Raw genomic sequence first — 25,415 nt, 5'->3', positions numbered from 1 at the left:
TTACTTGGGTTTTTATAACTAGAAACGATGAGTTTCAGGTTATCTCGTCTAATAAGTTTAGGTTAAGTTACCGCAAGGGGAACGCCGAAGAACTTATTTGATTAAAAAAAGTGGATTTTGTTGTTGCCATTCCAGTTGAAATCGTCAAGACTCAACCATTCTGAACAGATGAGCAGGCGATTCATTTTTTTTAATCGCGATTGTGCAACGCAAATCAAATCATCGACCCGTCGGCTGAAACCAAACCATGCTATGAAGAAACCACTATTCAATTATGCCTTGCTGCGAGGTTGCTGCTCGGCTCTTGCCGTTCTGTCATTCATTTCATTAGCCAAAGCGAACCCCTACGCATCCGGCATCACCAATCTCGCCGGCGGCCAGGTCAGTTTTGTATTGAACGAAAACGCAACGGACGTCTCGATCGTTTACGCCGGCGGCGCTGCCACCAATGATTTGGGAGCGCTGACTCAGGGCATCCATACCTTTCCTTTGACTTTCAATTCCAGCACTTACAGCAGCTATGCCGTCAATGTTTTCAGCCAGGGCAATGGAAAATTTCATCTTTTAAGCACCAATAGCAATCCGGAAGTTGTATTTTTTGACGGTCGCGGCGTGGCGGTGAATTGCAACCCGAGCACCGGCAATTTCGGGCGCATTTACGTTGCCAATTCGGGAAGTTCCACCATCACCTATCCCACGACGGGGGGCGGCCACACGCGGGCGGTGAACAAAGGCATTTATATGATGAATGCCGATTTGAGCGATGCAGTGGGCCAAACCAATACGGCCAGACTCGGCGGGATGATCTTTGGTGCTTCCTCGATTGGGCCAAATCGAATTTCCGTCGGGCCGGATGATACGGTTTATGTCGGCGACGACGATGGTGTTTTCCAGGGTGGCCAGCCGGCGTATGGCGTGTGGGCGGCCGCACCGGATATTTCTTCGGCGCAAGCGCTTTTCTCCACGAATGGCGCGGTTTATAGTGCGAATTCTGCTTATGCCAGCAGCGGTTATGTGTATGGCGGTTTTGACGCGACGCCTCGAGTGACGGGATCGCTGGCGCAAGGGAACCTCGCGCTCTATGGCATCGAATACGATCAACTCGGCGGACCGGGAATCCCCGGCGGTAACACGGGCGATAATCTCTGGGCCTACCCGATTAATGGCACCGTTCCTTACACGAACCATCCTCAACTTTTGAATACAAGCTGGAACAATATCGGAATTACGGGTGTCCATGTTGATCTGGCCATCAGCACCAACGGCTACAACAACAATCTGACATTCTATTGCACGCAGGATCGCAACAACGGAACTGGCATCGGCAATAACAGCCTGACGATTCTGGATCAGAACGGCCAATACGTCTGGGATTCTGAAAGCGCCTGGGCGGCTTTCGACGGAGGCCCTGACCAGTTTAACGTGGGTTTTGGTGTGGCAGTTTCGCCCGACGGTTCAACGCTGGCGGAATCCATCGGCGGCGCCGGACAGGTTTGGGTGATGCCGCTTACGAACGGAATTCCGGATCTTTCACGGGTGGTGGTTCATACCGGCTTTGTCGCGGCGGCGACGGATAGCTGGGGCGTGGCCTTCGACGCGGCCAACAATATATATATAATTGATTTTGGCACCTCGACGGTGGGAACCTGCCAATTAGTGGAATATTCGCAAGGGCAGACGATACTCGCGATCACTTCAAATGATACCACTGGAACCAATGGAACTTTCAGCCTCTCGTTCCCATTCCCCCAGATCACGGTTACTGCGTCGGCAAGCGTGGCTTCGCAAAATTATGCGAACGCTGGCGGCGGGCCGGTGATACCCGGAACCTTCACGATTACCCGAACGGGTGGTCTGACGAACCAGCCGCTCACGGTTTTCTTTACACTGACCGGGGCGGGAACCAACGCTTCCACGGCTTCTGCGGGTTCTTCAACCTATGCAGCCATCGTGACCAACAGCATCACTTTGCAAGCTAATGAGCTTAGCGCTGATGTTACGATTACCCCGGATTCCCTTAATGTGCCGCGCCTGACCGAACCGGTGGTCCTCACCGTCATAACGAATTCGGCGTACGCGCTCGCACCGGGCACTTTCCCGAGTGTCAATATCGTGAACACCGGACCACAAGCGTTGCAGATTGGCGGCGTGGTTGCGACCAACGCCTATAAAGGGCTGACCAACGACTTCGCTTCATTTACCATTCAGCGCCTGGGTGATACTAACTTCGCGACGCCCTATATCGTGAGCAACTTCACCTACTCAGGAACGGGAGCTGTCGGCGTTGATTATACTTCACCGGCTCGGACGATTGCCAGCGGGGTCGCCGGGGCTGACGTGCTGGTTTTGGGCGGCGGAGTGATGATCAACCCTGGCGATGTAAACGTCACGGCCACCATTTCCCCGTTGCAAACCATAACCAACTATACAGGTAACCGGATAGTCACCATCGGTTTGGCAGCGGATTCATCCGTGCCTTACACGATTGCCACCAACACGACGGCAACCATGGTTATCATTGACAATGCCTATCCTCCCGCGCCGGTTTTGTTTGCGGATCCATTAACCAATGGCGTTGATGGAAATAACAATGACGGGGTCGCTGGCTGGAACATTGTATTTGGCAGCACCAATGCGACGAAGTATCCCTTCGATCCAAATTATGTTCAATTCGCTTTTCCGCTGGCAAATGACGCGATCGGAAATGCTCCCGATGGGGCCACAACCGCTCTGAAACTCACTGTCAATAAGGATGGCACCGGTTCGGCCTCTTCGTCTGCCATCAACCTTTACCCGACCAACGTGAGCTTCAGTGGCAATTACGCCCTGCGCTTTAGTATGCTCATCAATGAAGGCAGCACCGGAGCCAATGCGACGGAAGGTCCGCTATTTGGCATCAATCATGCCGGAACGCAGACGAACTGGTATTTGGGAGATTACAATGGCGCGGTGACGCAGCCGGGCGGCGGGCCTGGTGGAACCGCACCGTGGTTCATTGATGGCGTGTGGTATGGCATCAATGCCGATGCCAGCGGCGTGAGCTGGGGTGACTATGTCTCCATCACCGGCGCGGGTACTAATGCACAGTTCGGCTACATTCCGCTGGCTTTCAATGCAGCCGGCTCCGGTCCAACCGGGGCGCTGAACGTGGGTGGTAAATTCGCCGGGACGTTCGCCAGTTCGTTCAAGAACAGCTACGACAATCCTCCCGGGCCTTACAACTCCTATCAGCAAAATCTGCTCGACCCGGCTGGCTTGCCAGTGAGCGCGAATAAGGTTGGGCCGGCGAACGCCTGGGCGGATGTCGAGGTCAAGCAGATCAACAACGTGATAACGATGTCAATCAACAAGACTCCGATATTCTCCTACGCCAACACCAACTTGTTTAACGGCACGAACTTCATCAGTTTCCCTGGTGGTAGTTACTATATCTGCACGAATGGCACTATCATGCTGGGTTATGTAGATCCTTTCGCCTCCATCGGCACGCAGGGCGCCGCCTACTTCTCCAATATCAAGGTGGTTCGGCTGGGTGTGCTGTCCATAACTGGCATCACGCTTAGCGGTGGCAATGTGACGATCCACTTCACGAGCGGGGATGGAGACGATACAATCTCGTCCTTCACGGTGTTGAGTTCCGGCACGGCGGGCAGCGCCATTACGCTGGACACGGCGGTCGCCGCTACGATCACGCAAGATATTAACACGGGTGGGTTTACGGCAACTTTCCCGCAACCAGTGACCAGCGCGGTATTTTACCGAATCAAACATAATTAAACGATAATTGCTAAAGGAGCATCGCCATAACCGATGGCGATGCTCCCTCCTTTTCGAGGTTCGATACGGGGATTCATGCAGAAAAGGGGGAAGCTGGTTTCCAATTCATATCTACAACTGCAATGGCGGTGCTTGGTTTGTGGTTTCGGCTGGGCCGGGGTATGTTGGCAAATACACACTGGTGGAAATGCAGGTTTTAAAGTGCAACTTTGACTAGTGGCCAGGCAGCAGGGGGAATCTAAAACCCCGAGGCCGCGCTGGAAATGATATTAAAAGAAAAAGTACATAGTATGGTGTTAACGAAACATTTTCGATTTCAAGATCCGTCCGTGCCGAAGCGGAATGCGGCTTTTACATTGATAGAGTTGTTGGTGGTGATTGCCATCATTGCCATTCTGGCGGGTCTGCTGCTTCCGGCCCTGGCCCGGGCAAAAATCCGGGCGCAAGCGGTCAAATGCACATCCAATCTCAAGCAGTTGCAGTTGGGCTGGCAAATATACGCGGGAGACTTCAATGATATCATCCTTTTGAATGCGCCGCTCGGAGTGGATACCAATGGCTGGACCAGCGTGGGCGAAAGCTGGGGGGCGGCGGATGCCAACACCAATCCCGTTCCGTATGAGCAAACGATATTGTCACCCTACATGGGAAATCAACTGGGGGTTTATAAATGCCCGGGTGATGTGGTGCCTTCCGCCAATGGCCAGCGCATCCGGTCTTATTCAATGAATGGGACCATGGGCCAGTATTATCTGAAGCAAAAATTTCCGCCCAACTCCGCCGATCCCATCGGAGGACTGAATTACGGCAATGGATTGCAAATATATACGAAGGTTCAGGAGTTGACTTGCCCCGCCCCCAGCATGGCTTTTCAGTTTTGTGATGAGAATGCCATGTCGCTTTGCAATCCGAACGGTGGCGGAGACGGGTGGCTGCAAATCTATGGTCCCAGCAGCCCCGGCTGGGCTGATGTCCCGGGCAGTTATCACGGAACTTCCGTCGGATTATCCTATGCCGACGGCCATTCGGAAAATCACAAGTGGCAGACTTCAGTGCTGAACCTGCCGGTATCTCAAAACGGCACGACGCCGAACTCGGGCGTTGGAACGACTTTTAATAATCTGGATTGGATATGGTGGAACCAGCGCACTTCCTGTATCCGCGGCAAGAGTTTCGAATAAGTTTTTTTCCAGTCACGATCATTTGAGCACGGCGCGGATTTTCTCCGCGCCGTGTTGCTTTACAGGCATGGCGTGTGGACGTATCTTCAGTGTTTGTGACGGATGTAAAAAAGATTCGCGTGGTGCTGGGCATGAGCGGCGGGGTTGATTCCTCGGCGGCGGCGGCGTTGTTGCTGGAGCAGGGGTATGACGTTGTGGGGATCACGCTGAAATTGTGGCCGCAGGATTGCGTGAATCGCGCGGAGGACAAGTGTTGCGGGCCGCAGGCGGTGATGGATGCCCGCAGTGTTTCGCACAAGCTGAATATTCCCTATTACCTGGTGGATGAGGCGGAGGATTTTCAGAAGCAGGTCATTAATTATTTCGCGGAGGAATACAAGGCCGGGCGCACGCCGAATCCGTGCGTGATGTGCAATGAGAAGTTGAAGTTTGGCACGTTGATCAATCGCGCGCGGCAGCTGGGCGCGGAGTTCATCGCCACAGGCCATTTCGCGCGGGTGGAGAAGAACGCGGACGGCTCGCGCACGCTGCTCAAGCGCGGACGGGATATGCGGAAGGATCAAAGTTATTTTTTGTTTTCGTTGCGGCAGGACCAACTGGCGCGCTCGATCTTTCCGCTGGGCGATTTGACGAAGACGGACACGCGCTGTGTCGCGCGCGAAAATAATTTGAAGACCGCCGACAAGGAAGAGAGCATGGAAATCTGTTTCGTGCCGGACAAGGATTATGGCCGGTTCCTGCAGCAGGCGAATCTCGCGCAGAAGCATCGCGGCGAGATCGTGAATCTGCACGGGCATGTGTTGGGGCATCACGAGGGGATTGAATTTTATACCATCGGCCAGCGCAAGGGACTGGGGCTTTCGTCACCGAAACCGCTTTACGTGATCGAGTTGGATGCGGAAAAAAATCGCGTGGTGGTGGGGGATGAATCGGCGTTGGACCGGGATGAATTCGTGGTGGAGCGTTGCAACTGGATTCCGTGGGAAACGCCGCCGGAGAGCATCGAGGTCACGGCGAAGATTCGTTATAATCATCCGGGCACGGCGGCGACGATCACGCCGGAAGCGAATGGGCGCGCGCGGGTGAAGTTGCATGTGCCACAGCGGGCGATCACGCCGGGGCAGGCTTGCGTTTTCTATCAAGATGATTTGGTGGCCGGCGGCGGGTGGATCATGCGGTGAGCCAATGGTTGATCCCTTTGGTTTGAAAACGGGTGGGCGCGATGATGAGTTGTTTCGATGAAGATTCCCCCCAACTGAAGTTGAGGATTAAGGAGAAGTCTTTGCGGGTGCAATTTAGCGGCGGCCGTCGTACCAGGTGTGGCAGGCTTCGCGGCTTTTGAGGGTGCGGCCGAGGCCGAAGACGGTTCGGGCGAGGAAGAGGAGGTGTTCCTTGCTGGAATATAGATGAATCTTGCGGGCGGAGGTGATGAGCGGATGGCGATGGAGGATGATGCCGCGTTTGCGGTTGGCGCGGGCGAGTTCTTTCAGGCGTTGCGAAAGGTCAATTTCTTCGCTGGCGAAAAGTTTGGTGTCGAAGCCGCCGATTTGGCGGAAGGCGGCGGTTTCGCAGAAGATGAAGGAGCCGGCGGCGTATTTCCAGATGCGGCTGATCCAATTCCAACCTTCAACAATGAATCGGGCGAAAGAATAGTGGGCATCGAGCTTCACGGTCGAGCCGCCGAACAGATAACGGCCGGTTTGGATTTTGTCGGCGACGTCGTTGAAGAGTTCGCGGGAGGGGTGCGAGTCGGCGTCCACGAAAATCAGCCAGTCACCGGTGGCGGCGGCGGCACCGCAATTTCGCGCGCGTCCGATTTGGTTCATGGGCTCGAAGACGACGGTGGCGCCGCCAGCGCGGGCGATTTCCGCGGTGCGGTCGGTGGAATTATTATCGCAGACGATGAGTTCGGATTCCCAGCCGCGAAGTTGGAAGGCGCCGCGGGCGTGCTGGATGGCGGTCAAGGTTGCGGCGATGAGTTTCTCTTCGTTGAACGCGGGGATCACGATGGAGATTTTCATGGGGCTTTTCCCTGGGTGCCGCTAGGACGTTCGCGCATGCGGGTTCAATATGGCGCGAAATTGGGGGAAAGGAAAGGGGGGAATGATGGTGAGTGGGTGTGCGCGGGTGGTTTGGACGTTTTGTTTTGACGCAGAGGCGCAGAGGTCCTTGCGGACGGCCACAGGGAGAAAGAAGGGAAATTTTTTCAATCGGTGTTTAATCCGTGTTCCATCTGGGGCGGCTAACTTTTGTGTTTCCTTTTGAAATGAGAAAGGTGGGAGTGCCGCTCCGCTGGAGCTTGGGAAGCTTTGGATTCCAATTATAAACATGGCGGCCCTACGGGCCTTGGAAGGGGGGCACTGAAATCTGCACGCGTTGATGCGTTTCTTTGAAAGGAGGGCAAAATTATTGTTTCCATCTTTATTGGGTTCCCGCAAAATTGAGTCTGCATGGACATCATAACTCGTTATCTTAAAGAAAATCAGGCGCGATTTGTTTCCGATCTTTGCGATTACGTCCGCTTTCCCAGTGTGTCGGCGCAGCCGGCGCATCAAAAGGATATGCGAGCCTGCGCCGAATGGCTGGTGCGGCATTGCCAAAAGATTGGGTTGGAGGCGCGGATGTCCGCAACGGCGGGCCATCCGATTGTCATCGCCAAAACGCCACGAACGAAGGGCGCGCGCAAGCCGCATTATGTGGTCTATGGCCATTACGACGTGCAACCAGCGGAGCCGTTTGAGTTGTGGACTTCGCCGCCGTTTGAACCGCGCATTGAGGGCCACTCGATGTTCGCGCGCGGGGCGTGTGATAACAAAGGCCAGAATCTGGCGCATTTTTCTGCGGTCGAGGCGTTTCTGAAAACGGGCACGGAGTTGCCTTGCGATCTTACTTTTGTCATCGAAGGCGAGGAGGAAGTCGGCAGTAAAAATCTGGCCGAGTTTTTGCGGAGTCATCGGGAAGAATTGCAATGCGATGCGGTGGTGATTTCGGACACGGGGATTCCGAGTCCCAAACATCCGGCGCTGACGTATGCGTTGCGGGGAATCGCGGCGTTTGAAATTATCGTGCATGGGCCGTCGCGGGATTTGCATTCGGGAATATTTGGCGGCGCGGTGGACAATCCGGCGATGGCCTTGTGCCAGTTGCTCGCGAAGTTGCGCGACAAAAATGGCAAGGTCGCGATCCCGGGTTTTTACGATGGCGTGAAGCCGTTATCGGCGTACGAGCGGAAGCAGCTTGCCCGCCTGCCGGGAAATGATCGCGCGTTTCAAAAATTCCTGGGTGTGCCTAAACTTTTCGGCGAACGCGGATTTACCTCGACCGAGCAACGCACGGCGCGCCCGACGCTGGAGATCAACGGTCTCACAAGCGGTTATCAAGGCGAAGGCAGCAAAACCATTGTGCCGTCGTGGGCGCGCGCGAAGCTGACCTTCCGGCTCGTGCCGAACCAGAATCCCGGCAAAATCATCAAGGCCGTGCGGAGTCATCTGAAAAAGATTTGCCCGCCAACGGTTCGGCTGGAAATCAAATCGGGACATGGCGCGGAACCGTACCTGGTATCGCCGACGAGCGCGGAAGCGCAGGCGGCATTGCGAGCGTTAAAAGCGGCGTGGGGTTATGAACCGGTGCTCATGCGCGAGGGCGGCTCAATTCCCATCGTGAACGACTTTAAGAAAATCCTGAATGCGGATACCTTGCTGCTCGGCCTCGCGTTGCCGGATGACAATGCCCATTCGCCGAACGAGAAGTTCGATCTCGACTGTTTCGCCAAGGGACAGTTGATGAGCGCGCATCTCTGGCAGGAATTGGGAAAATTGAAAAGTTAGGCGGTACCAAGGAAAAGCATAAGTTTGATTAATCATTGGTATTTTGTGAAGCCGTCGTTCTCGCCGAACTAAAACCCACTGACAAACCCGCTCCCAGCAAGGCCAGCCAGCGTTTTTTCAATTCGACCGTTGACACAGGCGCGACCTTTGTTAGTCTCGCATGCTCAATTTTCGGGACGCGCGAACAAAAATTGACTGAAATACTAATACTGAATCTTATGGCTAAAACTACGAAGAAATCCGGCAAATCGGCGAAATACGTCTATTTGTTTGGCAATAAAAAGGCGGATGGCGACGGCTCGATGAAGCCGCTGCTCGGTGGCAAAGGCGCCAACCTCGCCGAAATGACCCGCATCGGTTTGCCGGTGCCTCCGGGCTTCACGATCACGACGGAAGTCTGCACCTATTTCTACGACCATAAGAAGACCTATCCAAAAGAACTCCAGGCGCAGATGGAAACGGGCATCGCCAACATGGAGAAGATCATGGACTGCAAATTCGGCAATGCGAAAGGCATGCCGTTGCTCGTTGCCGTCCGTTCGGGCGCGCGCGATTCCATGCCGGGCATGATGGATACGATTTTGAACCTGGGCTTGAATGACCAGACAGTTCTCTCGCTCGCCGCGGCGACGAAGAATGAGCGTTTCGCGTGGGATTGCTACCGTCGTTTCATCCAGATGTATGGCGACGTCGTCCTTGGCGTGCAGAAAAAAGAAGGCGAAGACGAAGAGCCATTTGAAACGGTCATCCACCATTTCAAACATGAGAAACATCACGGCGATATCGAAGACTCCAAGCTTTCGGCTGAAGACCAGCAGGAATTGGTGAAGCGTTTCAAGAAGCTCGTGAAGGAACGCACCGGTCGCGAATTCCCGAACGACCCGTGGGAGCAGCTTCGCGGCGCGGCGGGCGCGGTGTTCGGTTCGTGGATGAACGACCGCGCGATCGTGTATCGCCGCAAATATAATATTCCCGCTGAATGGGGGACGGCAGTCAACGTGCAGGCGATGGTTTATGGCAACACCGGCGAGACCTCCGGTTCGGGTGTGGCCTTCACGCGCAATCCGGCGAACGGCGTGAATGAATTTTACGGCGAATTTCTCATCAACGCCCAGGGCGAAGACGTCGTGGCCGGCGTGCGCACGCCGGAGCCAGTGGCGAAGCTCAAAGTGCAGATGCCCAAGAGCTACGCGGAATTGATGAAGGTGCGTTCCATCCTCGAAAAGCATTTCAAGGACGTGCAGGACATCGAATTCACGGTGCAGGAAGGCAAGCTGTTCATGCTTCAGACACGCAACGGAAAGCGCACGGCGATGGCCGCGCTGAAGTTCGCGATGGACATGGTCAAGGAAGGCTTGATCAGTTGGGAAACGGCGATTCTGCGCAATCCCGCGGATCAGTTGGAACAACTGCTCGCGCCGGTGTTCGACCTCGCCGAAGTCAAGAAGGCGAAAGTCATCGCGACCGGTTTGCCGGCGGGTCCGGGCGCGGCGTCTGGCAAGATTTACATGAATGCGGATCGCGCGGTGCAAGCCGCGGAGAAGGGCGAAAAAGTCCTGCTCGTTCGCAGCGAAACTTCACCGGAAGATTTGCGCGGCATGATCGCGGCGGAAGGCATCCTGACCGCGAAGGGCGGCGTGAGTTCGCACGCGGCGCTGGTTGCTCGTCAGATGGGCAAGGTCTGTGTTTGCGGCGCGAGCGCGCTGGAAATTGATTACGCGGCGAAGACCGTGAAGGCTTCGGGCGCGACGTATCACGAAGGAGATTTTCTTTCGATTGATGGGACCATCGGCACGGTTTACGGTGGCGCGATCAAGACGGCGCCTTCAGAAATTCTCGCCGGGTTGTTGAACGGCGACAAGGCCGCGCAGGCGACGGAGAAGTTTAAGAATTATCTCAAGCTCATGCAATGGTGCGCGAAGGTGACCCGCATGCAGGTGCGCACGAACGCAGACACGCCCGAACAGGCGGCGACGGCAATGGCGTTCGGCGCGGTGGGCATCGGTCTCACGCGCACGGAGCATATGTTCTTCGAGGGCAATCGCATTGATGCGATGCGCGAAATGATCCTGGCGGAAAACGTCGGCGACCGCAAAAAGGCGCTCGCGAAGTTGCTGCCGTATCAACGCGAGGATTTCACGGGTATCTTCAAGGCGCTCAAGGGTCATCCGGCGACGATTCGTTTTCTCGATCCGCCGTTGCATGAATTCGTCCCGCACGAAGGCCAGGCGCAAGTTGACCTCGCGGCGAAGCTCGGCGTGCCGGTCGAACGCATCAAGAAGCGCGTTGAACAGTTGCACGAATTCAATCCGATGCTTGGACATCGCGGCTGCCGTTTGGGCATCGCGTATCCTGAGATCACGGAAATGCAGGCGCGCGCGGTGTTTGAAGCGGCTGCCGACGTGGCGAAGCAAAAGATCAAAGTGAAGCCGGAAGTGATGATCCCACTGGTTGGTTTCAAGAAGGAACTCGACCTGCAAGTGGAGATCGTGCATCGCGTGGCCAAGGAAGTCATGGCCGAGAAGAAGATCAAGATTGATTATATGGTCGGCACGATGATCGAGATCCCGCGCGGTGCGCTCACGGCGAATGAGATTGCCGAGACGGCGGAGTTTTTCAGCTTCGGCACGAACGACTTGACGCAAACGACACTGGGCATCAGCCGCGACGACATGGGTTCGTTCCTCATGCCATACGTGGAAAACGAAGTGTTCAAGAAGAACCCGTTCGCGACGCTCGATCAGGTCGGCGTGGGGCAGCTCATGAAGATCGCGGTGGAGAAGGGCAATATGACTCGTCCTGGAATCAAGCTCGGCATCTGCGGCGAACACGGCGGCGACCCGGACAGCGTGAAGTTCTGTGACAAGCTTGGTTTGAATTATGTGAGCTGCTCACCGTTCCGCGTTCCCGTGGCGCGCCTCGCAGCGGCGCAAGCGGCGCTCGAAAGCCGGACGGCCAAGAAGAAGTAACGATATCGCCAGTAACAACGGCCGCCCGAAAATATCGGGCGGCCGTTTTGCTTTTTAGATTAAGCGGTGGCGGTTTCCCGGAGACTGGCGTGATGCTTTGACTCCATGAGTTGCCAGGTGACGAACGCGAGCAGCAGACCGGCGCAGACGTTCAGGTAGAGAGATTGTCGTTCCGCGTCGAGGCCAGCGGCGCACGGCAATAAGACGCCGTAGAGTAAAAGTTGCAAGGCCATCAATTTTCCACTGAGGCCCGGCATGAGTTTGTGCAGCAGCCACGCGAGCAGAACGAATGCGGGCGTCAGCACCAGCGCGACGGTTCCCCAAAAACCGAAAAGCAAGTCGCTGAAATCACCGAGCAATCCGTAACCCAACGCCGTGGCCGCGCCGAACAGCAGGCTCGTCAAAACGGCGGTCTTGACGGACGCGATCGTCAGCCCCAGCACAAGCAGCGCGAAGATGAGCAGCCAGCTTCGTTCGGTTTCGCCGAGGACGGCATTCGTGACCGCGCCTGGTTGCGGTGGAGTTGGCAAAGCGACGCCCATGCCCTTGCTGGAAATGGCATGATCGAGGCGGTAGGTCAGCAGGGATCCCAAGCCGCCAGCGGTCGGCTTCACGTCGGTGGGCGTCATGCAGCCTTCGGGATTATTCAAGTGGGCTTTGGGCAAGTCGGGCAGATTCAAGGTGAGGGTGAAGTCGCGGATTTCGCGGGCGTCGGTTACCTGGAAATACCAGCAGGACATTCCGCGGCTTTTGAAACCGAGTTTGAGGTCCAGTATCTCGCCGGGATTCAAATCGCGCGCCAGGTTCAACGAATTGTCCTTGAGTTCCATTTGCGGCAGCACGTCTTTGCCGTCCAATGTGGCGAAAAGGTCGTTGTAAACGGCGCCGTGGGATGGGAGCGGGAATTTAATTTCGGCGCGCAACGGGCGGTCGGCGGGATTTTGAAGCCGCCAGGCGAATCGGCAATCGGTGTCGTAGCCGCCGTAGAAAGCTGAACCTTTCTTGCGGGCGTTTTGCCGCAAGGTCACGTCATGCCGCGCCGAGATGAAGGGGTTCGACGTGATCTCGTGCCGCACGGTTTTCTTGCGGAGGATGGCGGGTTTCGTCAGGTCTTCTGACTCGATGCGCTCGGTGACTTCCTCCTCCCAGTAGAGATCCATTTGTAATTCGCCCTGACTTTGTTCGCCGCCCCAAATGGTTTGGACCGCGTTGTAATTCGCCTCGGTGATGCGTCCGTGGCTGCGTTGGAAATTCGAGACGATCTGATGCAAATAGGAGCGAAACACATTCACGCCGCCGCTCAATAATGATACCAGCAAGAGCGCCCAAAGAAAGGTTCCCGACTGCGAGTAGAGTGTCCACACAAGGCTGCGGGGTTCGCCGGACTTGCGGCGGGGTTGGAGAATGATGGTTAAGAAAACCGCGAGCAGCGCGCCTCCGAGGAAAAACGCGATCAGGGGTTGGACGTCGGAAAAGTCGCCGGTGCGACCCAGGATTTTGGATAGTAAGGACTTCATGGCATTCAGGTAGTTGAGTTGTTTGTGCCATGGCGGGGCCGAAAATTGGTACAACAAGCATCAAGGGACACACCACGGCGGTTATGCTTGCACCTTGCTCTGTGAGGAAGTCAGGACGGGATGCAGGACTAAAATGCTTCGCTCAAATATTCTTTGAGCGCGCAATCGGATTACAAATCCGTTCTTGAAATTTGTCCACAACTTTTTGGAAAAAAATAAAAAAGCTGAGAACGGCGGGAAAATTCTCAGTCCAGCATGTCGCGCATGGCGGCGAAACGGTTTTTGCCGGAGTCCACGGTCACGGGTTGTTTGGCTTTTTCATCACCGTGTTCGACCAGTTCTTCCGGCAGTTCCTTGAGGAAAGGCGAGGGGTGGCAGGGCATCATCTGGCCGTATTTCTTGCGGCCGGCGCAATGGCTGATCGTGAGGGTCTGCATAGCGCGGGTGATGGCTACGTAAAAAAGGCGGCGCTCTTCGTCCAGCGTGCCTTCGACTTTCGAGCGGGAATGCGGGAGCAAACCGTCTTCCAAGCCGACCACGTAAACGTGGGGAAATTCAAGGCCTTTGCAACTGTGCATGGTGATGAGCGTGACGGCATCGCCCTGGGCTTCCTTTTCTTCTTCGCGGTCGCTGTCGAGCGTCAGTTCTTCGAGGAAGGACAGCAACCGTTCGGCGGGAAGTTCGGTCAGGGTTTTGCCGCCGTCGAGGGTCGCGACCAGTTCTTTTAAGTTACGCACGCGATTCTCAGACGCCTCGGGGGTTTTCTCCGAGCGACGCAATTCATTCAGGTAACCGGTTTCATCCAGAAAACGGTCCGCCCAAACTTGCAGTGACAGGCTTTGACCCGCGTTCAAGGGCGCGCGGGTATCTTCGATGAATTGGACGAAGGCTTCGATGCTTTCCCGCGCTTTCGTCATGAAGGTCGTCGTGACCGCCGGATTTTTCATAGCCGCGAAGACGGAGCAATGGCGTTCCTGGCTCGCGGCGAGGAGGCGTTCCATCGTGACGTCGCTGAGCCCGCGCGCGGGCACGTTGGCGATGCGCAGGAGGCTGATGTCGTCGTTCGGGTTGATGAACAATTTGAGATACGCGAGAAAATCCTTGATTTCGCGGCGATCGAAATAACTTTGCCCGCCGATCAAATGATAACGCACACTGGATTGGCGAAGGGCGGTTTCCAAGGCGCGCGACTGGAGGTTCGTGCGAAACAAGATGGCCTGGTCCTGCCACGGCACACGGCTGGTGAGGCGCGCGTATTCAATTTGTTCGACGACAGTCTTTGCCTCGGTCTCGTCGTCGGGAAAAGCGTGCAGCATGATTTTTTCGCCGTGGCCTTTTTGCGACCATAATTGTTTGCCGCGCCGGCGCGCATTGTTTTTGATGACGGCGTTGGCGGCCTGAAGGATGGTGGTGGTGGAACGGTAATTTTGCTCGAGCTTGACGACCTTGACCGTGGGGTAATGTTTTTCCATGTCGAGCAGGTTGGCGATTTCCGCGCCGCGCCAGCCGTAGATGCTTTGATCATCATCACCGACCACACACAAGTTGCGATGCTCCCGCGTCAGTTGATGCACGAGATTGAACTGCGCGGCGTTGGTGTCCTGATATTCATCCACCATCACGTAACGAAATTTGGCGCGGCAGGCTTCGAGAGCTTCGGGGTGCTCATTGAAGAGCCGCAGCGTGAGCAAAATCAAATCATCGAAATCAACCGCATTACACGCGCGCAAGGCGGATTCGTAACGCGTCTTGATATGCTCGGCCATCGCCGCAACGCTTGGCTCGGCGAACGCCGCCGCGCGCGCGCCGCCATTTTTGTAACGGCTGAGCAAACTCAAAATTGCCGCCGGATCGGTCTTTTCGCCTTTGGCGGAAAGGTGGCTGAGAATTTTTTTGATCGCGCCAAGCTGTTCGGACTCGTCGTAAATGACGAAATTGCGTTTGTAACCAAGCAGTTCGATGTGCTGGCGCAAAATCCGCACGCACAGCGAATGGAAGGTGCAGATGGTGGGACGCTCCGGTTTTTCGCCATTCGGACCGGGACCAAGGCGCGGCAGCAATTTCGAAACTCGCTCCTGCATTTCGCGCGCGGCCTTGTTTGTGAAGGTGACGCCAAGAATATTTCCGCGCGAAATTCCCTTCTCGACCATGTGCGCGATGCGAAAGGTGATGACCCGCGTCTTGCCCGTGCCGGCGCCCGCGAGAATGAGCACGGGGCCGTTGACGGTCTCGACGGCGAGCCGCTGCTGCGGGTTCAGTGTGTTCAGATTCAACATCGCGGACGAAGTCTAAAGTGTCATCGCGGCAACGCAAGGGCGCAGAGAAATTCGGAAAAGATTTTTACGCCGCGCCGCCATTGGCGATCTGTTCCAGCTCCTCCCAGCGGGCATACAGTTTGGCGACCTTCGCCTTGCCCGCAGCGATTTTGGCGAGCAATTCATTCGTTTGCTGGCCGTATTGCTGGTGAAAATTGGGTTCGGTGAAGAGGGCTTCGGTGCGCGCGATTTCTTTTTCCTCGGTCAGGATTTGCGCTTCCATGCCAGCGAGTTCGCGCGTCTCTTTGAAGTTAAGTTTGCGCGGGCGATTGGGGGGCGCGGGAGCGGACGGTTTTGGCGAAGGGGCAGGGGATTTGGCGGCGGGTTCCGCTTTTACAACGGAAGCGCGCTTTTTCTTTTCGAGATAATAATCGTAATCGCCCGTGCTGTGGGTGATGCGACCATCGCCTTCAAAGGCGAGGATGCCATTGCAAACGCGATTGAGAAAGTAACGGTCGTGGCTGACGACGAGCACGCATCCGGGAAAGGCGAGCAGCGCTTCTTCAAGCACGCGCAAGGTCGGCAGGTCGAGATCATTGGTCGGCTCGTCGAGAATCAGAAAATTGCCGCCATTTTTCAGGATGCGCGCGAGAAGCAAACGGCTGCGTTCACCGCCGGAAAGATATTTCACCTGCGTATTGATACGCTCATCCGTGAAGAGAAAGCGTTTGAGATAAGAGCGAAGCGAAAGTTTGCCTTCACCGAAAATGACGAATTCCGTGCCATCGCTGACTTCTTCCAGCACGGTGTTTTCCTCGCGCAACTGCACGCGGCCCTGATCCACGTAATTAAATTTCGTGAGCGGGCCGACTTTGATCGTGCCCTCGCTGGGCGGCAGATCGCCGATCATCATTTTGAGCATCGTGGTTTTGCCCAAGCCGTTGCGGCCAGCCACACCGATGCGCATGCCGTTCTCGAAGACGAAACTGAAATTGGAAAACAACGTGCGACCGCCCAGTTGCATTCCGGTGTTGCTCAATTCCACCACGCGATTTCCGAGTTGCGGCGGCGGCGGAATGACGAGTTCGATGTCTTCCTCAATGACCGGGCCGGATTGCGCGGCGACTTCGTAGTAGCGCTCGAAGCGGTCTTTCTGCTTGCTGCGTTGCGCGCGCGGGCCCTGGCGCACCCACGCGAGTTCCTTCTTCAAAAACATCTGGCGCTTGTGCTCGACGGTGGCATCGGCTTCCTGGCGCTCGGCTTTGGCGAGCAGGTAATCGGTGTAATTGCCTTCGTGAGAAAAGAATTTGCCGTCGGACAATTCGATGAGACGCTTGGCCACGCGATCGAGAAAATAACGGTCGTGAGTGACCACCAGATAAACGCCGTGAAAACCTTCGAGGAATTCCGCGACCCATTCAATGGAATCAGGGTCGAGATGGTTCGTCGGTTCGTCGAGAATCAAGAAATCCGGCAGCGAAACAATGGCGCGGCACATGGCGACGCGGCGTTTTTCACCGCCGGAAAGCGTATCCACACGGCGGTCGCCGGCGGGGCAATTCAAATGCGCCATCGCGGTGGCGACACGTTGGTCGAGCGTCCAGCCTTCAAGCACCTGAATGCGATGCTCCAGATCTTCGTGGCGTTTGGAATCGTGCGGGAGCGATTCGAATTCGGCGATCAAGTCGAGGACGTGTTGCGCGCCATCACGAATATTTTCTGCGACCGACTTTGCGGGATCGAGCATGAAATCCTGCGGCAGATAGCTGACGACGAGATCGCGCTGGCGGCGCACTTCGCCTTCATCGGGTGATTGTAGGCCCGCGAGAATGCGAAGGAAGGTCGTCTTGCCGCTGCCGTTGCGCCCGACTAAACCGATGCGATCATTGTCCTGCACGCCGAGCGTGGCGGCATCGAGGATGGTGCGATCACCATAGCGGACGGTGACTTCGGAAGCGGAAATAATAGTGGCCATGAGAAACGCCGGGTGAATGCGCGATTAACTGTTCGCGAGCAGGCTGCCGTGCGGCAGGTTCGACAATTTTATTTGTGAATTGGTTTGGGCGAAATAATTCGCCGACCATTCGTTGACGAAAAGCGCGACGGGTTTTTGATCGCTGTCGTAAGCGAGCTTGGCGCCGGTCGGAAGCTGCAACGCGTCGAGTTCCTCTTCCGTTATCGTGGGCGGAAGCCAGCGAACGACCGTCCAGGAAGCGGGTTCAAGACGCGAGGCCGCGCCGTATTCGCTTTCGAGACGGTATTGCGCGACTTCAAATTGCAGCGGGCCGACGGCGGCGAGAAGCGGCGTCTTGGTGCCGGAATCTTTCAGATGCAAAATCTGGATCACGCCTTCCTGCAATAACTGGTCGAGACCCTGGCGAAATTGTTTGTACTTCGCCGTGTTCGGATTGTGCAGGAAGGAAAAACTTTCGGGCGTGAAGCGGGGAATCTCGTGATACAGGATGCTGGCGTCGGTTGTGAGGGTATCGCCGATGCCGAAATCGGAATGGCCGACGAGGCCAATGATGTCGCCGGGAAAAGCCTCGTCCACCGTCTCGCGTTCGTTGGCGAAAAGTTTGTGCGAACTCGACAGGCGAACTTTTTTGCCGGTGCGCGAGTGAATAACCGTCATGTCGCGCTGAAATTGGCCGGAGCAGATGCGCAGAAAGGCGATACGGTCGCGATGCTTCGCGTCCATGTTCGCCTGAATCTTGAAAATGAATCCAGAGAAGGCGGACTGGTCGGGTTCGATGACGGCATCATCAATTTGATGCGGCTTGGGCGGCGACGAATGTTTCAGAAAACCATCGAGCATCAGCTTCACACCGAAATTATTCGCGGCGCTGCCGAAGAAGACCGGAGTGGTTTTGCCGGCGAGCACGGCGTCGGCGTCGAAAGATTCGCCAGCCAATTCGAGCATGCCCAATTCTTCGGTGACTTTGTGATAGGTGGCGTCGTCGAGGCGTTCGCGAATGACGGGGTCGGCGAGGTTGCCGATGGAAACGGGCGCGCGATATTGGCCGCCGACGGTGCGCTCGAACAAATGAACCTGCCGTTCGTGGCGGTCATACACGCCCTTGAAATCAGAGCCGTTGCCGATGGGCCAGTTCACGGGAAACGCCTTGATGTCGAGCACGCGTTCCAATTCGTCCAGCAAGGCGAGCGGCTCGAGCGTGGGGCGGTCGCACTTGTTCATGAACGTGAAAATGGGAACCTGGCGTTTGCGGCAGACTTCGAAAAGTTTGCGCGTCTGCGTCTCGATGCCTTTGCCGGCATCAATCACCATGACGACGGCATCCACGGCGGTGAGCACGCGGTAAGTGTCCTCGGAAAAATCCTTGTGACCGGGGGTGTCGAGGAGGTTGATGCGATAGCCGTCGTAATCAAATTGCAAAACGGTGGAGCTGATGGAAATGCCGCGTTTGCGCTCGAGTTCCATCCAGTCGGAAGTGGAGGCGCGCTGATTTTTTCGCGCGGTGACGGAGCCGGCGAGATGCACGGCGCCGCCGTAAAGCAACAGCTTTTCGGTAAGCGTCGTCTTGCCGGCGTCAGGGTGCGAAATGATCGCGAACGTGCGCCGCCGGGCTATTTCACTTTTGATATCCACAGGGGCGTGGAATCTACCATGATTTTAGCGTGGAACAAGCAGCAAACTTGAGAAGCAGCCAAAAAGGGCGCATCTTGATACTGCCACTAAATGGCAGGATGGCGCGCCGTCCGAAGTCCTGCAGGGACGACCGAACTTTAGCTCACCACTTTAGTGTAGGTCTTGTCCCGTTCCATCAAGTCTCGCCAGCAACGAAAGAAAAACTTCTGAAATCATCGAGGCTTACGTCGCGCAGCTTTCATTTTCATCCAATTCTTTCGTCCCTGGCGGGACTTGGATTAGAAGCGAACTAAAACCCAGCCATAAATGGCTGGGCTAAGATCTTTCGTCCCTACGGGACTTAGGGCGGCTGCGCGGCAGCGCAGCCCTACCGTGCGCTGGATTTTCGGTCGTCCCTGCGGGACTTCGGACGGCGGCGCAGCATAAGTTCATGAATGGTGAAGGTTGGGATTCGAAAAAGGGGACGGCGGCGACGCAGCACCGCCTTACCATTTTGGCCTGCGGGAGTTTGTTGGTTTGGATGGACGAAGGATGGCGTTGGTCGGGGGCGGATGATTTTTTCGTCCCTGTAGGGACTTGGGTTGAAGGGATGAAAACCCAGCAATGAATTGCTGGGCAAATTTCTGTCGTCCCGGCGGGACTTCGGCGGCACTGGCAGGGTTTTATCTTGGGGGACTGTGTCAAGATGCGCCCGGCCAAAAATGAAAAGCGGTTTTAAGGAGAATGAATCGCCCTAAAACCGCATTGAAAATTTCAACCTGTAGTGGCGCTCTACGAGTGCCATCTTCTGAAGGATTCGGCGGTCATAGACCGCCGCTACAGTTCTGACTGATGCACTTCCTTATTTCGACGTGTCTTTGAAGTGCTTGTCTTCCTTGAAGGTCAGCGCGGCGGAGTTCAGGCAATAGCGCAAACCGGTGGGCGCTGGACCATCGTCAAAGACGTGGCCGAGATGGGCGTCGCAGCGAGCGCAGAGAATTTCAGTGCGTTCCATGCCGAAACTGGTGTCCACATGAGTGGCGATATTTTCGGAAGCGACCGGCTGGAAGAAGCTGGGCCAACCGGTGCCGGAATGAAATTTACTTTCCGACGTGAACAGCGGCAATCCACAGCAAATGCAATAATAGACGCCAGGTTTTTTCACATCGAGCAGGTTGCCGCAGAAGGCGGGTTCAGTGCCTTTGGCGCGGGTGATGCGATATTCATCGGCACTCAGTTGTTTTTTCCATTCGGCGTCGGTCTTGATGACTTTGGGTACGGCGGTTTTGGGGCCGAGTTTTCCATTGGTATCGAGCAACCGGACTTCGACGGTGGGACCCTGGGCGGGTGCGGATTTATCGGATGGCGTCTCGGCGGCGAAAGCGGAGAGCGCGATGCCGAAGCTCAAGGCGCCGATGATTGCATAATAGATGTTCATATATTTATCTTTCGATTTTTTTTAGAGAGAGGAACTAAATTATTCCTGCAAGTGGAGCTTGCGGAGTTTGGGTGAAATGACGAGCCGGCAATAAGGGTTCCGGTTTTTGTTCAGGCGATAATAATCCTGATGATAATCCTCGGCGGGGAAAAACGGCCCGGCCTTGGTGATCTCGGTCACGATGGGCTTGGAAAAATCCTTTTGGGCGGCCGCTTTGGATTTCTCGGCGATTTCCTTTTGGGCATCGTTGTTATAAAAAATCGCCGAGCGATATTGGGTGCCGGTGTCGGCGCCTTGCTGGTTCAGCGTCGTGGGATCGTGCGCTTCCCAAAACACTTCGAGGATTTTTTCGAGGCTGGTTTTCCTGGGATCGAAAACAATTTGTGACGATTCCGCGTGGCCGGTGTCGCCGGTGCAGACTTGTTCGTAAGTGGGATTCGGGACGTTGCCGCCGGTGTAACCGGAAGTCACCTTGAGCACGCCGGGAATTTGCTGAAAAATCGCCTCGGTGCACCAAAAGCAACCGGCGGCGAGAGTGATGGTTTCGGCATCCGCGGGAATCACAACTGTGTTGGTGGCCATATGGGTGGAAGTGGAATTATCGGCTGGTTTGGGGTCTTCCGCGCTGCATCCGCAGCAGAAAAGCGAAAACAACGCGATCAACGTATATATATTTTTCATGCTACAGGTTAGTCGCAATTTATCTGAATTCCTTACAAAGGCAAATTGCAAAAAAGCTGGCTCGCAGGATGGGGCGCGTCCGCGCATTACCCCCAAATGGCAAGGTGGCGCTGTTACGCGGTGCGAAGTCCGCAGGGGACGGGACGAAAGAAATATTTTTGAAATCATCCAGGCGTACGCCGCGTTCATTTCATCAAATTCTTTCGTCCCTGGCGGGACTTGGAATGGATGCGGATAAAACCCCAGCAATAAATTGCTGGGCTAAGATCTGTCGTCCCTGCGGGACTTCGGACGGCAGCGCGGCAGCGCACCCCTAACATGCCCTAGATTGTCGGTAGTCCCTGCGGGACGACGGCGGCGTTGGCAGGTGCTTTACCTCGGGGGCAGTGCGTGGATGCGTCCTTCGGAATGTCTGACGCGGCAGTGCTGCCTTACCCTGCAAGGCGACTTGCGCACTTAAGGCGGAAAACCGATGGCCAGTTTGAGGGCGGCGTATTCAGGATGCACGCGGCCATCTTTCTGGCGAATGGTTAGCGCGGGTTCGAGCCAGGTTTGGGTGCGGAACGGAGCCGGGAGGTGCTCGGCGGCCATCATGCCAAAGAGGGAAATCAGCGGCGCATCGCTCTCGCGCAAAACGATGGGACGACGGCGCACGATGGCGAGTTTGGCGGCGAGCGCAGCGGCTTCGACGCGGGCGAGTTGATCCGTCGGAAAAACGCAGGCGAAAAATCCGCCGAGCGCAAGGTGAGCGGCGGCGGCGGCGCAGTAATGCGAAATGTCACCGCGCAGTTCAAAACGGCAGGCGATTTTTTGCGGATGATCGCCTTCGATGCCGGTGCCTTGCGGAAAATAGGGCGGACTGCCAAGGACGAGATCAAATTTTTCCTCGGGGCGAATGAGCGACGGATCGCGAAAATCGCCGTGGCGAATTTCGTAACGATTTTCGAGGCCGTTGTAGCGCGCGGATTTTTTTGCGAGCCGCACGCTTTCAGCCTGCGCCTCGACGGTCACGAACCGCGCACCGGGCAATCGCCACGCGGCCACCATCCCGACCGAGCCGATGCCGCTGCCGAGGTCGAGGGCCGTCTGCGCCGTTGGACACCACGACGTGCCATACCACGCGGTCAAAATATCATCGGTGGAAAAACGATGGCCAGCGCGTAATTGAAAGATGCGAAAGTGTCCGCTGATGGCGTCGAGCGTTTCGCCTTCGCCAGGTTCGATGCCGGCAGGCGGGCGCGGGCCGGGTTTGGCCCAGCCTTTGAAAAAAGCGCGATCGTGGGGGAATGTGGTGGGATCGTGGGAGTTCATCGCTTATTCGGAGTCGTCGGCGAGGCGCGCTTCGGCGAGATCGAGGTCGTATTGGATGCGACGCAAAACGGTGTCGCTGATGACGCGCTCGTTGCGAAGCTGGAGAATAGTTTGGCGTTCGACGACGAGCGCTTCGTGCTGCAAGGATTCGTAGGCGTTGGAAAAATGGCCGGGGCGCGGCGGATTGTCCGATTGATCGCAAGCCTCAAGCTGGCGGATGCGGTCTTCATATTCGACGCGCAAACGCTGGAGCAAATCAATCGGTTGCTTTTCCTGTTGCTCAAGTTCGGTGAGGCGCGACATGGCGGCGAGGTTCGCCTTGAGGCGAGCTTTGCGTTCTTCACGTTCGGTATCGCCGTTGTCCACGACATTGAGCCAGCGGATGATCAGCGGCAGGGTGAGGCCTTGAAGCACGAGCGTGACGAGGATGACGAAGTAAGTGAAAAAAATAATCAGGCTGGTGATGACATCTTTGTCTGCGCCGTTGGGATCATTGATGATGGCCGAGGGCAGGGCCATCGCAGCGGCGAGCGAAACGACGCCACGCATGCCGGTCCAGGCAACAATGGTCACTTCCTGCCAGCGCGGATAGGGATCGCGCGCGCGCAACGCTGCGCTGAGATAACGCGGCAAATAAGTCGCGGCGAAAACCCAAATGAAACGCACGAGAATGACGACCGCGCTGATCAGCGTCGCATACCAGCACAATCGCGAGAGCGGAATGGATTGACCGGCGAGGCCTTTCAAAACGGCGGGGAGTTGCAGGCCGATGAGAATGAAGACGAGGCCGTTGAGCAAAAAAACGATCATTTCCCAAACGGGCCCGGCCTGGAGGCGCATGCGCGAATTCACGATCTCAGGTGTGCGCCAGCCGAGATACAAACCGGCGGTGACGACCGCGAGAACGCCGGAAACGTGAAGTTGTTCGGCGGGCAAATAAGCGGCGAAAGGTGTGAGTATGGAAATCGTGATTTGGACGGGAGGATCGTCAAGGCGGCGTTGGGCTTGCGAGGCGAGCCAACCGGCCAGCAATCCGACAAGCACACCACCCACGCTTACGAACACGAAACTGACGCTCGCCTTGCCGAGCGAGAACGAGCCAGTGGTCAACGCGTTCACGGCGAATGCGTACGCGACGAGCGCGATGGCGTCGTTCACCAGGCTTTCGCCTTCGAGCACGGTGACAATGCGTTGAGGGACGTTGAGGCGTTCGGTGATGGCGGTTGCGGCGACGGCGTCGGGCGGCGAAACAATCGCGCCCAAAATAAACGCGGCGGCGAGCGGCAAACCTTCTATAAGATAATGCGCAAAATAGGCGACCGAGCAGGTCGTGAACAAAACCAGCCCGACCGCGAGCAAACCGATGGGGCGAAGATTCGCATGAAAATCCCGCCATGACGTGAAGAGTGCCGCGGGAAATAAAAGCGGCGGCAGAAAAATCAGGAAGACGAGGTCGGGCTCGAAATGCATCTTGGGCAGGCCGGGAATCATCGCGAGCACGAGGCCGCCGAGGACGAGCAGGATGGGATAAGGAATGCGAAGTTTCCGCGCGAGCAAGGCAAGGCCCGCGACCGCGACCAGCAAAACCAAAATTTCATCCAACTGAATCAACATTCGGCGGAGACTGTAATGGCGAGGCGTATTTTTGCAAAGCCTCACGGAAGCAAGTAGGAATTTTCGCCCGGGGTTAGCTTAAACGAATTGCCCGGCGGCATGGCCAGAAGCCCAGGCCCATTGGAAATTAAAACCACCGAGCCAGCCGGTCACGTCCACGACTTCGCCAATGAAATATAAACCGGGCATTTGCCGCGACTCCATCGTCTTCGAGGAAAGTTCGCTGGTATCCACACCGCCGAGCGTGACTTCGGCCTTGCTGTAGCCTTCGGTTCCGGCGGGCTGGATTTGCCACGCGTGCAATCCCCGCGCGACGTCGTTGAGTTCCACGGCGGAGTAACGATTGAGCGGACGCGACGGCGACACGCGCGCGCACCATTGTTGAACGAAGCGTTGCGGCAAAAACTGGCTTAACGCCGTCTTGAGTTCTTTGTTGGAGTTTCGCTGGGCCGCAAGCAACTCGGCGGCATTTTTTCCCGGAAGCAAATCGAGTGTGATGGGGCCAGTCTCGTCGCGGTAATTGGAGACTTGCAGAATCGCCGGGCCGCTCAGTCCACGGTGGGTGAGCAAAAGGTTTTCGTGAAATGTCGCATCGCCAGCGGAGGCGGCAACTTCGAGCGAGATGCCGCTGAGTTCACCGAAAGCGGCTTGTTCTTCGGCATTGAAAAGCAGCGGCACGAGGCCCGGACGCGTCGCGGACATTTTCAAACCAAACTGTTTGGCAATGCGATAACCGAAGTCAGTGGCGCCGATTTTCGGAAAAGACAATCCGCCGGTCGCGATGACGAGTGAATCGCATTCCAATGATCCGGTGGAAGTTTCCAACTGGTAGTTTGTAGATTTTTTTACATTCAGCACTCGGCAATTCAATTTGATTTCCACACGCGCGGCGTTGCATTCCGCTTGCAACAGCTCAACGATTTGCCGTGAAGTGAAATCGCAAAAGAGCTGGCCTAATTTTTTTTCGTGGTAGGCGATGCCATGTTTTTCGACGAGGGCGATGAAATCGGCGGGACGATAACGAGCGAGGGCGGACTTGCAGAAATGCGGATTGGTGGACAAATAATTTTCGGGGCCGGCATTGACGTTAGTGAAATTGCAGCGACCGCCGCCGGAGATGAGGATTTTTTTTCCGATGCGTTCGGAATGTTCGAGAACCATGACCGAGCGGCCGCGTTTGCCGGCCTCGATGGCGCACATCAAGCCCGCCGCACCGGCGCCGATCACGATGACATCCCGCTTCATCCCTGGAGTTGGCG

At 56.1% G+C, this 25,415-nt stretch carries 15 protein-coding genes; 5 read left to right on the top strand and 10 right to left on the bottom strand.

Features of this window, described 5'->3' with window-relative positions:
• The first annotated feature begins 252 nt into the window (after positions 1-252).
• From VH413_18035 to mnmA, 3 genes are all read left to right on the top strand, one after another.
• Entirely contained in the window at positions 253-3,777 is a 3,525-nt protein-coding gene (locus VH413_18035) for a hypothetical protein (GenBank protein HEX3800598.1), read from the top strand.
• Between the two features lie 329 nt (positions 3,778-4,106).
• A complete protein-coding gene (locus VH413_18030) occupies positions 4,107-4,958 on the top strand; it encodes a prepilin-type N-terminal cleavage/methylation domain-containing protein (protein HEX3800597.1) in 852 nt (283 codons plus the stop codon).
• A 95-nt stretch (positions 4,959-5,053) separates the two neighbouring features.
• Positions 5,054-6,139: a tRNA 2-thiouridine(34) synthase MnmA gene (gene mnmA, locus VH413_18025; GenBank protein HEX3800596.1), complete on the top strand. Its 1,086-nt coding sequence runs from the start codon at positions 5,054-5,056 to the stop codon at positions 6,137-6,139.
• 114 nt (positions 6,140-6,253) lie between these two features.
• On the opposite strand, the gene VH413_18020 is transcribed toward mnmA, so the two are convergent.
• Positions 6,254-6,979: a glycosyltransferase gene (locus VH413_18020; GenBank protein HEX3800595.1), complete on the bottom strand. Its 726-nt coding sequence runs from the start codon at positions 6,977-6,979 to the stop codon at positions 6,254-6,256.
• Between the two features lie 429 nt (positions 6,980-7,408).
• Between VH413_18020 and VH413_18015 the strand changes: the two genes are divergently transcribed.
• Together VH413_18015 and ppdK are read left to right on the top strand one after the other, a co-directional pair.
• Positions 7,409-8,785: a dipeptidase gene (locus VH413_18015; protein ID HEX3800594.1), complete on the top strand. Its 1,377-nt coding sequence runs from the start codon at positions 7,409-7,411 to the stop codon at positions 8,783-8,785.
• A 218-nt stretch (positions 8,786-9,003) separates the two neighbouring features.
• Positions 9,004-11,754: a pyruvate, phosphate dikinase gene (gene ppdK, locus VH413_18010; protein ID HEX3800593.1), complete on the top strand. Its 2,751-nt coding sequence runs from the start codon at positions 9,004-9,006 to the stop codon at positions 11,752-11,754.
• A 59-nt stretch (positions 11,755-11,813) separates the two neighbouring features.
• Here ppdK and VH413_18005 read toward each other — a convergent pair whose 3' ends face one another.
• The 9 genes from VH413_18005 to VH413_17965 form a co-directional block, all read right to left on the bottom strand.
• On the bottom strand, positions 11,814-13,271 hold the full coding sequence (locus tag VH413_18005) for a hypothetical protein (protein HEX3800592.1): 1,458 nt from the start codon (positions 13,269-13,271) through the stop codon (positions 11,814-11,816).
• Between the two features lie 245 nt (positions 13,272-13,516).
• Positions 13,517-15,547 (bottom strand): UvrD-helicase domain-containing protein, encoded by a 2,031-nt coding sequence (locus VH413_18000; protein ID HEX3800591.1) that lies wholly within the window; start codon positions 15,545-15,547, stop codon positions 13,517-13,519.
• 64 nt (positions 15,548-15,611) lie between these two features.
• Complete coding sequence (locus tag VH413_17995; protein HEX3800590.1) at positions 15,612-17,501, bottom strand: ATP-binding cassette domain-containing protein; 1,890 nt, start codon at positions 17,499-17,501, stop codon at positions 15,612-15,614.
• A gap of 24 nt (positions 17,502-17,525) precedes the next feature.
• Positions 17,526-19,133: a peptide chain release factor 3 gene (locus VH413_17990; protein ID HEX3800589.1), complete on the bottom strand. Its 1,608-nt coding sequence runs from the start codon at positions 19,131-19,133 to the stop codon at positions 17,526-17,528.
• Positions 19,134-19,974: 841 nt separating this feature from the next.
• The gene (msrB, locus tag VH413_17985) at positions 19,975-20,550 is read right to left on the bottom strand and encodes a peptide-methionine (R)-S-oxide reductase MsrB (protein ID HEX3800588.1); all 576 of its coding nucleotides are present in this window, start codon (positions 20,548-20,550) and stop codon (positions 19,975-19,977) included.
• A 39-nt stretch (positions 20,551-20,589) separates the two neighbouring features.
• Positions 20,590-21,231, bottom strand: a complete 642-nt coding sequence (gene msrA / locus VH413_17980; GenBank protein ID HEX3800587.1) for a peptide-methionine (S)-S-oxide reductase MsrA — start codon at positions 21,229-21,231, stop codon at positions 20,590-20,592.
• Between the two features lie 456 nt (positions 21,232-21,687).
• Positions 21,688-22,542, bottom strand: a complete 855-nt coding sequence (locus VH413_17975; protein ID HEX3800586.1) for a methyltransferase — start codon at positions 22,540-22,542, stop codon at positions 21,688-21,690.
• Between the two features lie 3 nt (positions 22,543-22,545).
• On the bottom strand, positions 22,546-24,156 hold the full coding sequence (locus VH413_17970; GenBank protein HEX3800585.1) for a Na+/H+ antiporter: 1,611 nt from the start codon (positions 24,154-24,156) through the stop codon (positions 22,546-22,548).
• A 78-nt stretch (positions 24,157-24,234) separates the two neighbouring features.
• On the bottom strand, positions 24,235-25,401 hold the full coding sequence (locus VH413_17965) for an NAD(P)/FAD-dependent oxidoreductase (protein ID HEX3800584.1): 1,167 nt from the start codon (positions 25,399-25,401) through the stop codon (positions 24,235-24,237).
• Positions 25,402-25,415 lie beyond the last annotated feature (14 nt).

The sequence above is a fragment of the Verrucomicrobiia bacterium genome (assembly GCA_036268055.1).
Lineage (GTDB): Bacteria > Verrucomicrobiota > Verrucomicrobiia > Limisphaerales > Pedosphaeraceae > DATAUW01.
The sequence above is the reverse complement of the archived record's forward strand: the minus strand, read 5'-3'. Positions and strand labels throughout refer to the sequence as shown.

What these genes read in the sequence shown, in the direction of transcription:
- msrA (HEX3800587.1), bottom strand. Translation starts at nt 21,231, where the DNA reads ATGAAAAATATATATACGTTGATCGCGTTGTTTTCGCTTTTCTGCTGC.
- VH413_18015 (HEX3800594.1), top strand. Translation starts at nt 7,409, where the DNA reads ATGGACATCATAACTCGTTATCTTAAAGAAAATCAGGCGCGATTTGTT.
- VH413_18020 (HEX3800595.1), bottom strand. Translation starts at nt 6,979, where the DNA reads ATGAAAATCTCCATCGTGATCCCCGCGTTCAACGAAGAGAAACTCATC.
- VH413_17965 (HEX3800584.1), bottom strand. Translation starts at nt 25,401, where the DNA reads ATGAAGCGGGATGTCATCGTGATCGGCGCCGGTGCGGCGGGCTTGATG.
- VH413_18005 (HEX3800592.1), bottom strand. Translation starts at nt 13,271, where the DNA reads ATGAAGTCCTTACTATCCAAAATCCTGGGTCGCACCGGCGACTTTTCC.
- VH413_17970 (HEX3800585.1), bottom strand. Translation starts at nt 24,156, where the DNA reads ATGTTGATTCAGTTGGATGAAATTTTGGTTTTGCTGGTCGCGGTCGCG.
- msrB (HEX3800588.1), bottom strand. Translation starts at nt 20,550, where the DNA reads ATGAACATCTATTATGCAATCATCGGCGCCTTGAGCTTCGGCATCGCG.
- VH413_18035 (HEX3800598.1), top strand. Translation starts at nt 253, where the DNA reads ATGAAGAAACCACTATTCAATTATGCCTTGCTGCGAGGTTGCTGCTCG.
- ppdK (HEX3800593.1), top strand. Translation starts at nt 9,004, where the DNA reads ATGGCTAAAACTACGAAGAAATCCGGCAAATCGGCGAAATACGTCTAT.
- VH413_17995 (HEX3800590.1), bottom strand. Translation starts at nt 17,501, where the DNA reads ATGGCCACTATTATTTCCGCTTCCGAAGTCACCGTCCGCTATGGTGAT.
- VH413_17975 (HEX3800586.1), bottom strand. Translation starts at nt 22,542, where the DNA reads ATGAACTCCCACGATCCCACCACATTCCCCCACGATCGCGCTTTTTTC.
- VH413_18000 (HEX3800591.1), bottom strand. Translation starts at nt 15,547, where the DNA reads ATGTTGAATCTGAACACACTGAACCCGCAGCAGCGGCTCGCCGTCGAG.